The sequence below is a fragment of the Paenibacillus sp. Y412MC10 genome (assembly GCF_000024685.1).
Taxonomy (GTDB): Bacteria; Bacillota; Bacilli; order Paenibacillales; family Paenibacillaceae; genus Paenibacillus_AQ; species Paenibacillus_AQ lautus_A.
In genome coordinates, this window is sequence record NC_013406.1 from 2,610,871 (window position 1) to 2,625,651 (window position 14,781).

Below are 14,781 nucleotides of genomic sequence, written 5' to 3' on the forward strand. Positions count from 1 at the left end.
TGAGAGGGGAAAGAAAATGGTACTTAGACACAGCAAACATGTTCATTCCAAAAAAGTGGTCTCCGCCGTCATGGCCGGACTTATAGCATTCGGAGGCGGAGCTTCGATCGTCTCGGCAGATGAAGAAGCAGCAAATGCGACAACGGCAAATGCACCCCAAACGGCCGTTAACGTATTCAGCGACGTGAATGCCGGTTATTGGGGAGAAAAGTACATTTATCAATTAGCAGCACAGGGGATCGTGACCGGGAATAACGGAAAGTTTCGTCCGAACGATCCTGTAACGCAGCAGGAAGCTGTGACGATGGCGATCCGGTTCTTAAGCATGCAGGATCAATTAAGCAGCGGCGCTGCGACATTACCGACAAATGTTAAAGTGAACGATTATTTTACGAAGTATGTTGAACTGGCTTTTCAGCAAAACCTGCTCGACAAGCAAAAAGAATCCGGATACACGGACGAGAAAGTCATCTGGGGCGCGCAGAAAGCATCCCGGGAATGGATAACCGAAGTGCTTGTCCGTTCCATTGGACGTACCGCGGAGGCCAATGCCGCCAAAAATAAAGCGACAGGCTTTGCGGACAACGCCAAGATATCCCCGGATCGTTTGGGATACGTTAATGTGGCGGTTGAGCTGGGCCTTGCCAAAGGCGTGAACGGAAACAAATTCGATCCGCAAGGGGCGGTTACCCGTGCCCAGCTTGCAACGTTCTTCAGCCGGGCTCAAGCGTACATTACCACGAATTACGAGAATCAGTACAAAGGCTCCATCGCTTCGATTGAGAACGGCAAGCTGGAGCTGTATGCCGACGGCAAGCTGAACTCATTCAAGCTGGATTCTTCCACGGCTTATTTTGCGTCCGATTCGGAGAAAAGATTGCAGTTTTCGGACATCAATCCATACACGCAAGCGGTGGTCGTCGCGAATAACGGAACCGCTGCTTACGTGGAAATTACGGATCCAGCCCAGCAGGTGGAGCGGTTTGACCGCACCTATGCCCGTTTGTCTCCGAACAACGTGATTTGGCTTGATACAGGCAGTACATTTGAAGAGCTGAGTTACGAGCCAAGCACGGTTTTCCTGGACCAGAACGGTATCCAAATCGATCCGAAGACGCTTGCTGCAGGCAGCTTGCTTACCATTGAGCGCGAAACCTACAGCCCGCAGAAAAAAATCGTGTCGATCCGCGTGAAGAGCGGCTTGGTGAACAAGACGGGAGCGGGCGTCGTCCAAAACGTGGACACGGCGAACAAAAGAGTAACCCTTAAGGACAGCACCGGTTATGAGGACACGTACACGTGGGACGATGCTACCGTCATTCGCTATCAGAATCAAATTCTGTCACCGGCGGAGCTGAAGAATGGTTATGCCGTGAATTTCACGGTAAAAAACAGCATTCTTCAATCGGTGGAGGTCACGCAAAGCGTCGACCGTACGATACAGGCGATGCTGTATTCTGTTGAAGAGAATGGAAAAACCATCACGTATAAGCGCAGCGGAAGCACGCAGCTCGAAACGAAGTTTCTGGCAGAGAAGCCGGAAATTATTATGAGTGGCGTGGCGAAGCCCGTTTTGTCCGATTTGCTCGCTGACGCCGTATCCGGCGATCAAGTGACGCTGACCATCAATGGCGAGGAAAAAATCACGAAGATCGAAGTAACGGGCCGTCAAATGGAACAGCTGGATGCCGTCACCATCGTCAATTACGATGCGAAGACGCACTGGCTGACCGTCAAGGATGCTAACAATCAGCCTCGCGTCATCATCCTGGACGATAAGACGAAGCTGGAATCGAGCAACGGAACAACGCTGGATAAAGTGGAGCCGCTGCTCGGAGCAGGACGCAAGGTCAGCGTATCGCTCATTGGCACCCGTGCGCTTTCACTGGAAGTGGTTTATAAAGTTGAAGGTAAAATCAGCAGCATTAACACAGCCAAGAAAGTGATATCGATTGTGGCCGCCAACGGAAAAGTGGAGGAAATTCCATACAACAGCACGCTGCTTGTAGAAATCTTCGGCAAATCGAACGCTTCCCTGGCGGACGTGCGTGTCGGCGACGAGGTTTCGGCGCAGCTGTCGACCAACCAGGATTACTTGCAGAGCCTGAAACTTAAGACATCCGCGCAGTTCGAGGTCGTATTCACCGAACCGGCGAAAAACCGCATTCGAGTGAAAGCGAATGGCGCTACAAGCGACATTTACACGGACAAAGCAACATTGACCGGCGATAGCGGACAAGCGATCCTGCTTGCAGACCTGCGTCCCGGAACTCTCGTTAATATTACGCTTCAAGGCTTAACGGCTGTTTCGGTTGCCGAAGTCAAATTGACGCTTGGCGAAGTCACCAGCTTGGATGCTTCGGGCAATGTATTGACCGTGAAGGATCATTCGGGCAACAGCCAGACCCTAGGCGTAAGCGGCGGCGTCAAGGTCGTCAAGAATGGTTCGACGGCTTCGAACTTAAGCACGTTGACGCAGGGAGATCGCGTAGAGATTCGAAAAGACATTCAAGGCGTAACGATCATCCAAGTCCTGGAGAAGATCGAGCGTGCGTTCTGGCAGGCGAACAACACCGAAATTCAAGTGAAACGCAAATCGATTAACGATAATTACCGATTTACGTTATCCGATAAAGTATTTGTTCATCAAGGTGACACGACTTTGTCCGTGCAATCCCTTAAGGAAAATGATAATATTGTACTGTACTTAAACAACGGTGTCGTTGTTGAGATCGTAAAACAGTAAATTATCGACCTGGGATTGCTCGAGAAACACCGTCTTGATGCGGGGATTTCCGCATCAAGATTTTTTTTTGCGGGAGGGAAATCATATGAATGCGGCAACGGTGCGGCATATTTTGGACACGATGGAGAGCATGTTTCCGGATGCACATTGCGAACTGAATCACAGCAATGCGTTTGAGCTGACCATCGCCGTGCTGCTGTCCGCCCAGTGCACGGATGAAACGGTAAATAAAGTAACAAAGGATCTGTTTCAGAAATACAAAACGCCTTTGGATTACGTATCGGTACCGATCGAGGAACTTGAGCAGGATATCAGACGGATCGGGTTATACCGGAACAAGGCCAAACATATTCAGAACTTGTGCAGGATTCTGATCGAACAGTATGGCGGGGAAGTACCGGAGGCTCATGACGAGCTGGTCAAATTGCCCGGGGTTGGACGCAAGACGGCCAATGTCGTCGTTTCCAACGCCTTTGGCGTGCCTGCCATTGCGGTGGATACGCATGTGGAGCGGGTATCCAAACGGCTTGGACTGGCTGCTTGGAAAGATTCCGTGCTGGAAGTGGAGAAAAAGCTGATGAAGCGGGTGCCGCGTGAAGAATGGACGATGACGCATCATCGGATCATTTTTTTCGGAAGGTACCACTGTAAAGCTCAAAATCCGCAATGCCCGGTATGCCCGCTGCTGGATGTTTGCCGCGAAGGAAAGAAACGTATGAAAACCTTAGCAGTCAGGAAGAATAAGGAACAACCGTAACACCAGCAAGAAACAGACAAAAAAAGAAACAGTTCATCTGATTCGGGAGAACACCGAACTTTGACAGCCGGCGAATGGGCATCATTGCAAGCAAGCCAGCGCGCTTGCCTTTGTCTCCGGATTTCTATTTCGGCCGCATGGGCGAATGGAAATCTGGAAACAACTGTGACCGAATAGAAATGCCGGATATTCGCAAGGTGAAAAAGGAATGCACCCCGGATCAGCAGGAGCTAAATTTAAAAGAGGATGGGATTACACATGAAATGCATCTCTGTTTACACCGACAATTTTGAATTGTTCTCGGATATTTTTGAACATGTGGTGGAGAGCCAGAACCAACTGAGCGAGAATGAAGAGCAGGAAGTGGAAGGCGTGACGTTCAGCCACTCCGGGGATGCTCCCGAGCATTATTTGGAGCGTATGTCTCAGAAGCCGGAAGTGGTCGTGATGCGCGATAAGTCTCGCGGTTTAACCATTTTGCAGCACGGAAACGTGTTCGAAATTTTGATTCCGGCAGAAGAGAACACCGTCGTATCTTAAGTTCTTCAAATTTGATGTTTTAAAAAATGAGATGTTGAACCCATGGCAGGCAAGGAAGCGATTCTTCCTTGGCCTGCCATTTTGCATAGAACGGGACAAACGGCGGTCATGAAATGATTCCTTTACGGCGCAAGCGGTGATAAAATAAAATGATGTGAACAGATGGTGTCAGAGATGGAGAGATCAATGGACAGGAGCGAGAAATGACATTGAAGTTGATGACTGATGAAATCGGATACAGCATGACGGAATTAAATAGAGTCCGGGACCGCTTTTTGGACTGGAACGACGAGTCTTCCTCCGCATTGACCGAGGATTTGATACGCAAGGGTACTGGCGGCGAGCTCACGCTTGCCTTCTGCGGTCATTTTTCAGCTGGGAAGTCAAGCATGATCAATGCGCTTTGCGGCAAAAAGGTGCTGCCCTCGGGTCCGGTACCGACGAGTGCCAATGTGGTCACGATTCGAAGCGGCGAGCCCCGGGCATTGATTCACCGGACTGTCGCGGACCATGGGGAGCCTATCAAGGTAACGATCGACGAACTTGCGGAATACTGCAAGGAGGGCCGGGAGTATTCCGCGATTGAAGTGTGGGATGACGTGCCGCTGCTTGGCGCGGACGGAGTATTAATGGATACCCCCGGCGTCGACTCGACCGACGACGGGCATCGGCTAGCGACCCATTCCGCTCTGCATATGGCGGATATCGTGTTTTACGTCATGGATTACAATCATGTGCAATCGGAGAGTAATCTGATGTTTGCCAAGAGCCTGTCGGATTGGGGGAAGCCGCTATATTTGATCGTGAATCAGATCGACAAGCATCGTGATGACGAGCTGACGCTGTCTTCTTACCTGAACGACGTCAAGAAGGCATTCGCCCAGTGGAAGATCACGTACAAAGGGTTGTTATGCACCTCGCTAAAAGTGCAGGACCATCCCTATAATCAATGGGAGACGCTGAAGTCATTGATCGGCGAACTGATATCCCGGAAGGAGCCGCTGCTGCGCCATAGCGTTTCCTGCTCCATTCGTCATGCTGCGGATCAGCATGTGGAAGCCTATACCCGCAGTCATCAGGAGGAGAAGGAACGGCTTCTGGAGGAAATGGGAGGCGAGGAGGCCGCAGCGGCGCTGCAAGCGCGCTTGCAGGAGCTGGAAGAACAAAAAAGAACCGTAGCGGGGCTGCCGGAATCGGTTCGCGCAGAACTCCGGAAGGAAGCCGATAAGCTGCTGGCCAATGCCAATCTAACGCCGGCGGATGTTCGGGATTTAAGCCTATCTTTCCTGGAGAGCCGGAAATCCGGCTTTAAGGTCGGGTTCCTCTTCTCGGGCGGCAAGACGGAGGAAGAGCGCCGTCGCCGTCTGGAGGCCTTCCATCATCGTTTGGAGGAGCAGACCTCTTCGCAGGTCGACTGGCATCTGCGTTCGCTGTTCCGCAATAGCGTCGAGCAGCATGCGGAATGGAATGCCGAATGGGAACGTTTGATGGACGCCGAACTTCCGGGCGTGCGGGAGGATATGATTACGCGAACCGTGAATCCCGAAGCCACGGTGTCGGGCGAATATGTATTGAACTATAACCGGGAGCTGGCCGAGGAAATCAAGGGCAGCTACCGCATGGCCGTGTTGGTGCTTGCCGACCGGCTGAAGGCGGCATTGACGGACGCTGCGGCCGTCCGTCTGCAGGAGCTGGAGCGCCAGGGCGCCGAGCTCCTGGCGCAATCCGCGGCTTCCGCCAGCTACGCAGCCCTGCAGCAGGCGGAAGCCGCCCGCGCGGCCGAGCTGGCCGAGCTGCTCCCGCCGCGCACCTCCCTCACCCCCGGCCTCCTGCCGGAGGTGAGGGAGCCGGAGGGGCAGCCTGCGCATGCGGCTGCCCAGGGCGGCGCCCCGGCGGCGCAGCCGGGGCAAGGGCGCACGGCGCCCCGGGCCGCCGCTGCGCAGGCGGCACCGCAGCGGCGCCAGCGGCTTGAGGCCGCGGCAGCCGAGCTGCGCGCAGCGGCGGCGCTGCTGGCGCCGCACCCCGCGCTGGCGTCGGCCGCGCGGGATCTGACCGCCCGCGCGGATGCGCTTGCGGGCGGCTCGTTCACCCTGGCGCTGTTCGGAGCGTTCAGCGCCGGAAAGTCCTCCTTCGCCAATGCACTGCTTGGCGAGTCGGTCCTGCCGGTATCGCCGCATCCGACAACGGCGGCGGTGAACCGCATATTGGCACCGGCCGAAGGAAGATCACATGGTACCGCAGATGTGCGTATGAAGAGCCGCGATATGTGGTGGGACGATTTGAAGTATTCCTTCGGCGTGCTGGGTCTCCAAGAACCGAGTCCGGCCAATTGGCGGAGCGTGGCTGAAGGTTTGAATCCGGCCGGAATTCACCCGGCAGGCCTGCCGCATTACGGGTTCCTAAAGGCCGCCGCCTCCGGTTGGGATGAGATGGAGTCCAGGCTCGGCACCACGGAAACGGTAGAATTGGCCGAATATCGGGGATACGTGGCGGACGAAACCAAATCCTGCTTTGTCGACGGGATCGATCTGTATTACAGCTGTCCGATGACGGAGCAAGGGATCGTGCTGGTGGATACGCCGGGAGCGGATTCCCTGCATGCCCGGCACACCGGCGTCACCTTCAATTATATTAAAAATGCGGATGCGATTGTTTACGTAACGTATTACAACCATGCGTTCTCCAAAGCGGACCGGCAATTCCTGTCCCAGCTGGGCCGGGTCAAAGACAGCTTTGCCTTGGATAAAATGTTCTTTATCGTCAATGCGGCTGATCTAGCTCAGTCCGAAGACGAGCTGAATGAAGTGGTGAAGCATGTGCGCACCAATCTTACAGCCAGCGGCGTAGGCAGCCCGCATATCTTCCCCGTCTCCAGTCTGGCTGCGCTGGACAATAAGCGGCAAGGGGACGAGGAGAAATTGCAGGCATCGGGATTCCCTGTTTTCGAAGAAGCGCTGGGCCGATTTGCGGTGGAAGAGCTGCCAAGGCTGTCCCAGCGTGCCGGTTATGATGAGATCGCTTCTGTGAGGGACCGTATCCGGGGGTGGGCTGAAATGGCCGCTCAGGATGAGACCACGCGCAAGCGGAAAATCGGGGAGCTGGAAGAGGTGCAAAACCAAGCCATGGCCCGCCTTAACGCTTTGGCGGAGCAGGAAATGGCCCGCGACATCGGTCAAGAAAGCAGCGAGCTGCTGTTTCACGTGCGGCAGCGGCTGGATTATGCCATGAACCGTTTCTTCCAGGAGTCGTTTAATCCTTCCGTGCTTCGGGAGGATGCAGGGCATTTGAAATCGGCATTTGCGGCTTGCGGACGTGATTTGATGCGAACGATGTCCGTAGAGCTGGATCAGGAACTATGGGCCACCACGCTTCGTTTGGAGACGGCCGGCCGCAAATTAACCGAAGCCGCGGCATTTAAGGCCGCAGCCGATATCAACGGCATGGCCGAGGGTCTGTCACTGGCCATACGCCGGGATCCGGACTGGGCACCGCCGGAGCTGGACGAAACGGAGCTGCAAATCCAAGGGGATTGGCTAACCTTCTGGTCGACCTTTAAGAATCCCAAACATTTCTTTGAGGGCGGCGGAAGTTCCAAGCTGCGCGAAGCGGCTGAGCCGAAAGTGAAGGAAGCCGTGGCGGGTGTGGTCGGCCTGCGGGAAGAGCAGCTGACGGACCACTATGTTCGAATGAGCGAACGTTCACTGCAGCATCATGTATCCGCATTGGAGGAACAACTGAAGGAATCCATGGCTGCCATACTGGGTTCGCTGCAGGACGGCCAGTCTCCGTTGATGTGGCGTCAACTGGCGGATGATTTGGAAGCCATGATGAAGTCAGCGCAGTAAAGACGGAACATTCCCGTCTAGCATGAAGCAAGAGTTGCAATAGAATAGAAGCATGGTGCGAACTTCCGGTAAGGCCCGTTCCCTTTTACCGGATGAATGAACGCCAATCACATGTTGAACCATCGAAAGACGTCCCATATGCCATCCGTGGCGGGGCGTCTTTCGTCCTATTATTATCGATGGACCGCTCTCCTGATGAAAGCGGCATAGGACGATATGGCATATTTTTATCCGCTGCAGCGAACGCGAATAGGATGAAACCAGCTTAGGATATTACCCTTTTTCAAGCATGTTCAAAAAAGTCGAAAATAGCGGATAAAGCCTAACGGTTGAAGGGACTGACAATGTGATTATATCCCCTAGTAATGATGAGAATTCCCGATGATTTCATCATGAAACAATGATAAGTTATACTATTTGCCCCCTTTAGGTCCTTTTGGCTCATTTATGACGGTTTTCTCTCTTTGCCGCGGGTTCGGGTCGATGATAAACTTCATAAATGCTACATAACCTGAACGTAAAAAATCCAAAGGAGGATAAACATGAATGTTCTCAGGCAACTGCAGGGCTTCTTTTGGGAGAAACGAAGTTATCTTTTTCTTTCCATTCTGTGTCTGGCGATTGCAACCGCTTTAGGTCTTGTCTATCCGCAGCTGTTAAAAGTGCTGATTGACGATGCAATCAAGCTGGAGAATTACGGCATCGTACCGCAGCTGGCACTCACCGTGCTGGGCGTGGTCATCCTTAAAGCTTTCATGCAGTTTTTGCATGGATTCTTTGGAGGGAGGCTGGGGAATTACCTGGCTTACTCGTTGCGAAACGCCTGCTATGAAAAGTTGCAATTTCTATCGTTCCGCTATTACGACACGGCTCGGACAGGGGATTTGATGTCGCGGCTGACGGGGGATTTGGAAGCAATCCGGATGTTTATCGGCTTCGGTTTTGCCCAACTCCTCAACCTCGTACTGATGGTGACTTTCGGTTCCATCATGATGTTCACCATCAGCTGGAAATTGACGCTGGTTACTTTGGTAGCGATGCCATTTCTGGTGTTCGCAGCTCTGAAATTCGAGTCCAAGATCCATCCGGCGTTCCAGGAGATGCGCCTGGCGCTCAGCTCGCTGACTACCGCGGTGCAGGAGAATATTACGGGTGTTCGTACCGTTAAATCCTTTGCTCGCGAGCCTCACGAAGTGGAGAAATTCTCCGAACGGAATGAGCGTTACAAAACCAATCAGATATTCGCCTCTTCCCTGTGGGCCCGTTATTTCCCGATGATGGAGCTCTTTGCGAATGTCAGCGTCGTCATTTTGCTTGCCGTCGGGGGCGCCATGGTTATCCAAGGTTCCATGACGGTAGGGGAGCTGGCAGCATTCTTCACCTTAATTTGGTACATAATCGGACCTCTTTGGGGGATCGGGTTCCACATTAACAACTATACGCAGTCGAAGGCTTCGGGTGAACGGGTGCTGGAGCTGTTGAATCAGCCCATTGATGTCGAAGACCGTGAGCGTGCGGTAGATTTGGTGCCAAGCCAGGTGAAGGGTCATGTCGTGTTCGACAATGTCACCTTTGCTTACGGCAACAAGATGGCTGCTGTCAAAGATATCAATCTGGATGCTCGTCCCGGCTCCGTGATCGGTTTGCTGGGGGGAACAGGTTCAGGAAAGTCAACCATTATCCAGCTCTTGATGCATGCTTATAACGTGAATCAGGGCAGCATCAAATTAGACGGCGTGAACATCAACGATATTAAGGTCCGGAGTCTGCGCAGCCAGATTGCAACGGTCTTCCAAGAGACTTTCCTGTTCTCGTCCAGCATCCGCAACAATATTTCTTACGGGATGAAGGACGTCAGCATGGATGAAATCATTCGGGTAGCCAAGCTGGCCAAGGCACATGACTTCATTATGGAAATGAAGGATGGCTACGATACCATTGTCGGTGAACGGGGGATGGGTCTTTCCGGCGGACAGAAGCAGCGGATCGCGATTGCCCGTGCCCTTCTGAAGGACCCGAAAATCCTGATCCTGGATGATGCCACCAGCGCAGTGGACATGGAAACAGAGCATGAAATCCAATCCGGTTTCCAGGAAGTCATGAACGGCAGAACGACCTTTATTATCGCTCACCGTATTTCTTCCTTGCGTCATGCGGATGAAATTCTCGTTCTGGATGAAGGTAGAGTCGTGCAGCGCGGCAAGCATAACGATTTGATTGCGGTGCCGGGACCTTACCAGGATGTGTACAAAATACAATATGCGGACCTGATTGCGAAGCAAGCTCAAGCAGGAGGTACGCCAGGGCAGGTGCAAGCATGAACGCCAATGTAAATACTGAACCGCATCAGAAGCAAAAGATTCCGAGGCCGCGGAAGCCTTCGGAAGAAACCAATGAACGTTTTGTATACAAGGACGACGATGCGATCGAGAAGCCGTTTAACTGGACGCAGCTGACGCGTCTGATCTCGTATATGAAACCATATGCCAAACAGATTCTCCCGTTGATCGGGCTCATGATGATTATCGGCACGATTACGAAGCTTGCCATTCCATTCCTGACGAGTTTGGCTATTGACCAGGCCATTGACCCGAAGGAAGGAAATCCGAGCCTGACCCTGCTGTATCAGATTACGATCGCCGTTCTGGCGATGTATATCATTCAATGGGTTGCCGGGATATTCCGGATCAAGTTTACGAATATCATTGGTCAGCGGGTTATCTATGACCTTCGAGCAGATTTGTTCCAGCATATACAGCGCCTATCCTTTAATTTCTTTGACAAGCGTCCGGCGGGATCCGTGCTGGTTCGCGTTACGAATGATGTCAACTCCCTGCAGGATTTGTTTACGAACGGGGTTGTCAATCTGATCATCGACTGCGTACAGCTGGTCGGCATCGTTGTCATCCTGCTGTTGATTAACTGGAAGCTTGGCCTGGCCGTGATCGTGACGGTACCGATCATGTTCTTTATCTCTACAAAACTCCGTGTGCGCATCCGGCGTGCATGGCAGGAAGTACGGATCCGGAACTCGCGGATAAACTCCCACTTGAACGAATCCATTCAGGGAATCCGCGTTACCCAAGCTTATACGCAAGAAGAAGAAAATATGAAATTTTTTGATAACATGAACCTGGACAGCAAAAAGTCCTGGGATAGGGCGTCGGCCATGAACCAAGGGTTTGGGCCTCTTATCGAGATTACCGGGGGGTTCGGTTCCCTGATCTTGTTCTGGCTTGGTGCCGTATTGATTCAGCAAGGCGAGCTCACGATCGGTCTGTTGATTGCCTTTACCCAATATGTCGGGAACTTCTGGGAGCCGATCAATCGGCTCGGCCAAATGTATAACCAGCTGCTTGTCGCGATGGCATCGTCCGAACGTATCTTTGAATTCATAGACGAGAAGCCGAGCATCGATGATCAGCCTGGCGCGAAGAAATTGCCGACCATTAAAGGGGACATCAAGCTGGAGAATGTGGTGTTTGAATACGAAAAAGGACGCCAGGCTCTAAAAGGCATCAATCTGGACGTGAAGGCAGGCCAGTCGATTGCGTTGGTCGGTCATACCGGATCAGGCAAAAGTACCATCATTAATTTGCTCAGCCGCTTTTATGATATTACGGACGGTAAGCTAACCATCGACGGGTACGATATTCAAACGGTGACGGTAGAAAGCCTCCGGAATCAGATCGGCATCGTGCTGCAGGATACCTTTATATTCTCGGGTACGATTCGGGATAATATCCGCTTTGGCCGTCTGGATGCGACCAATGAGGAGATTGAAGACGTGGCCAAGGCTGTGGGCGCCCATGAGTTTATAGTCCAGATGCCGGGCGGCTACGATACCGAGGTCGAGGAACGCGGTAACATGCTGTCCATGGGGCAGCGGCAGCTGCTATCCTTTGCGAGGGCGCTCCTTGCCGACCCGCGGATTTTGATTCTGGATGAAGCAACGGCAAGTATCGATACCGAGACGGAATTAAAAATCCAGAGTGCCCTTAAAGTGCTGCTTCAGGGACGTACCTCCTTCATCGTGGCGCACCGATTATCAACGATCCGCCATGCCGATCATATCGTCGTGCTGGATCACGGGAAGATCATCGAAGAAGGAAATCACGACCAGCTTATGCAGAAGCAGGGGACATATCATGGGCTGATTGAAGCACAATACCGATTTTTGTAAAAACGGCTTAACAAAGGTTTAACAAAACGGACACAAATGTAAAAAAAATGTCGCTTGATACTTGCAATCTTCTTCATAAACTTACAAAATAGAAGTAGAGTTTACTCAGAATTCATAGAAGAAGGGAAGCATGAGGGTATAATGAGCATCGAAAGCGTAATTTCTGCGCCTGCACTGCTGATTCGAAACTTTGAGAAGAATGATTTGGAAGCTGTCACGTCCTTGATGCGAGAACTGAATTATCCGACCACGCTCAACGTCATGCGTGAACGGATGGAGTCCATGAACGACAACCCGTTATACGGCAACCTGGTTGCCGAGGTTGATGGAGACGTCGTCGGCATGATCATGCTTCGTCAAGTCAAATCCTTCACTATGACCGAACCGGTCACTCAAATTACTTCGGTTATTGTAACCTCAAGCTACCGCGGCCAAGGAATTGGCAAACGACTGATTCGCGGTGCAGAGACATGGGGAAGACAGCATGGTAGCCACCTCTTGTTTCTCACAAGCGGCAACCGGGAAGAACTTGCTCCCGCACATGCATTTTATGAACATATTGGATTTGAAAAGGCTGGTTACCAGTTCAGCAAAAAGCTGTAGCCTGGGCCTTTTCATTAACCCACCCCGTTTTCGGGGTGGGTTTTTTCTTGTTATGACCTAGATTCTATGGAAGTTTAGAAGATTTTACCCGATTATCAAAAATACAAGGAATTCATTCGACCAGGACGGGTATTGGTTTCTGGGGCCCTGAGCATAAAGTAGGAATTCAAGGACTCCTTTCCAACAATTGTAGGATTGCCGAAGGTATCAAATGTGTTACAATGTGTTCGTACCTGATTACAAAAATGTAACCAATGCCTGACCGCCCCACACCCATCAAGTTCAACATCTTAGAACGGCGGTCAAGCAAACTCTACAACTATGAGCATAGGAGATGAGTATTCATGAACAACCATTGGATAAAGAAAATCGCAGGCGGCAGCATCGCGGCTGTATTGGCTGTTGGCATCATGCTGCCGACAACGGCTTCGGCTGCACCTGCTGATAGCAATAATTATGTAAACTGGCAACAGAAGATCCAGAAATTCCTGGAGAGCCAAGGCTTGGAGTCGCAGTTTAAATGGGTGGTCGTCCAACAACCGCAAACGGAAAAGCCTCAGGCGGACAAGCCTGCAGAGACGCCTCAAACAAGCAAGCCTGAGACCAGCAAACCGGAAGCAAGCAAACCGGAAGCAAGCAAACCAGAAGCAAGCAAACCTGTGAGCAAGCCATCTACGACTCCGTCCCAGCCTTCCGAATCTGCGGGCACAACGGAGCAATCGAATTTTGCTTCCGAAGTTGTCAACTTGGTGAACCAAGAGCGTTCGAAAGCTGGCCTGAAGCCGCTCACGGTACATGCCAAGCTGACAACGGTAGCACTGGACAAAGCGAAGGACATGAGCAATAACAATTATTTCAGCCACACTTCGCCAACGCACGGCTCTCCATTCGACATGATGAAGGCTTACGGCATTTCTTACGGCTATGCCGGCGAGAATATCGCTAAAGGGCAGCGCACGCCGCAGGAAGTCATGAACTCTTGGATGAACAGCCAAGGTCACCGCGAAAATATCCTGTCTCCTAATTTCACCATGATCGGTGTGGGATATTACAACGGATACTGGGTTCAGGAATTCATCAGCCAATAAGCACGGATCTTGTTTTACATGATAAGGCTGCCCCGGGCGCGCAGAAAACTGCGTCCGGGGCAGCCTTCTTTGCGTGTTTTGATTTGCAAATTTTTTATAGAAGTCTTAAGGTAATGTACATGAGGATTTTTGTAGGGGGAATGTCATGAAGTCATCTGCATGGATATGGCGTATCACGGCCTCCGTGTCGATTATCGTAACGATTGTGCTTATATTCGGTTTCGTGTATGCGTTTAAGGATATTAATGATCCTCAAGGTCAGCCCTTGCTCACCGGCGGCGAATCCGCCGCGCCAGGCCAAGAGACTGCGCCGCCGAAGCCGGAACGGGCTCCGTCGGAAGCGGTGCTGCCAAATGATCTGAAAGTGACGGCGATCGGAGACTCGCTTGCCAAGGGAACGGGGGACAGTACCGGGGGCGGTTTTGTCCGCCGAAGCGTCGAACAATTGAACGGCGATGGACGAACGGCCAGCCTGCTGGCCAATCTGGCGATAAACGGAATGACCACCGAGGGACTTCTCCCTAAGCTGGACGACAAGGGAATACAGTATGCCTTGAAGGAAGCCAACGTCATTATGCTGTCTATCGGGGGCAATGATATCTTTCAAGGAAGCGGGCTGATGGAGGGGGCGGCGGATGCCGGCGAGCTGGAGCTCGATCCAGCCATGCTGATGGGCGCATTGCCGCAGGCCTCCGAACGCTTGCAGACAATTCTTGAGAAGATTCGGGATATTAATCCGAATGCCCGAATTGTTTATATCGGCTTGTATCATCCCTTTTCCGATTTGGAAGAATTGCTGATACCCGGCAATGTCGTGGTCTCAGCATGGAATCATGCGGTCATGGAGCTCGTAAACCGGGATCCCAATATGACGCTTGTCCCTACATTCGATTTGTTTCAGCATAAGCTCGGCGAGTATCTGTCCACGGACCATTTCCATCCGAACGGGGCAGGATATCAGGCCATCGCGGATCGAATTGTAGAAGGTATGCTGTAACATGAAGAGGATGTCAGGTGGG

The 14,781-nt window shown here is 52.1% G+C and carries 9 protein-coding genes; all 9 read left to right on the forward strand.

Features of this window, described 5'->3' with window-relative positions; all coding sequences use genetic code 11:
• Window positions 1-16 precede the first annotated feature (16 nt).
• Window positions 17-2,746: an S-layer homology domain-containing protein gene (locus GYMC10_RS11405; protein ID WP_015734595.1), complete on the forward strand. Its 2,730-nt coding sequence runs from the start codon at window positions 17-19 to the stop codon at window positions 2,744-2,746.
• Window positions 2,747-2,831: 85 nt separating this feature from the next.
• Entirely contained in the window at window positions 2,832-3,503 is a 672-nt protein-coding gene (gene nth / locus GYMC10_RS11410; RefSeq protein WP_009595169.1) for an endonuclease III, read from the forward strand.
• Between the two features lie 258 nt (window positions 3,504-3,761).
• Window positions 3,762-4,043 (forward strand): hypothetical protein, encoded by a 282-nt coding sequence (locus GYMC10_RS11415; protein WP_015734596.1) that lies wholly within the window; start codon window positions 3,762-3,764, stop codon window positions 4,041-4,043.
• Window positions 4,044-4,246: 203 nt separating this feature from the next.
• A complete protein-coding gene (locus GYMC10_RS11420) occupies window positions 4,247-7,888 on the forward strand; it encodes a dynamin family protein (protein WP_015734597.1) in 3,642 nt (1,213 codons plus the stop codon).
• Between the two features lie 542 nt (window positions 7,889-8,430).
• Window positions 8,431-10,209 carry an ABC transporter ATP-binding protein gene (locus GYMC10_RS11425; protein ID WP_015734598.1) on the forward strand — a complete coding sequence of 593 codons (1,779 nt, stop codon included), beginning with the start codon at window positions 8,431-8,433 and terminating at the stop codon, window positions 10,207-10,209.
• A complete protein-coding gene (locus tag GYMC10_RS11430) occupies window positions 10,206-12,071 on the forward strand; it encodes an ABC transporter ATP-binding protein (RefSeq protein WP_015734599.1) in 1,866 nt (621 codons plus the stop codon). The genes GYMC10_RS11425 and GYMC10_RS11430 overlap by 4 nt, the downstream gene beginning before the upstream one ends.
• Before the next feature lie 141 nt (window positions 12,072-12,212).
• Window positions 12,213-12,674, forward strand: coding sequence for a GNAT family N-acetyltransferase (locus GYMC10_RS11435; protein WP_009591358.1), 462 nt, complete (start codon window positions 12,213-12,215; stop codon window positions 12,672-12,674).
• Window positions 12,675-13,018: 344 nt separating this feature from the next.
• Window positions 13,019-13,762, forward strand: coding sequence for a CAP domain-containing protein (locus tag GYMC10_RS11440; protein ID WP_015734600.1), 744 nt, complete (start codon window positions 13,019-13,021; stop codon window positions 13,760-13,762).
• Between the two features lie 145 nt (window positions 13,763-13,907).
• The gene (locus GYMC10_RS11445) at window positions 13,908-14,759 is read left to right on the forward strand and encodes a GDSL-type esterase/lipase family protein (protein ID WP_015734601.1); all 852 of its coding nucleotides are present in this window, start codon (window positions 13,908-13,910) and stop codon (window positions 14,757-14,759) included.
• The last annotated feature ends 22 nt before the right edge of the window (window positions 14,760-14,781 follow it).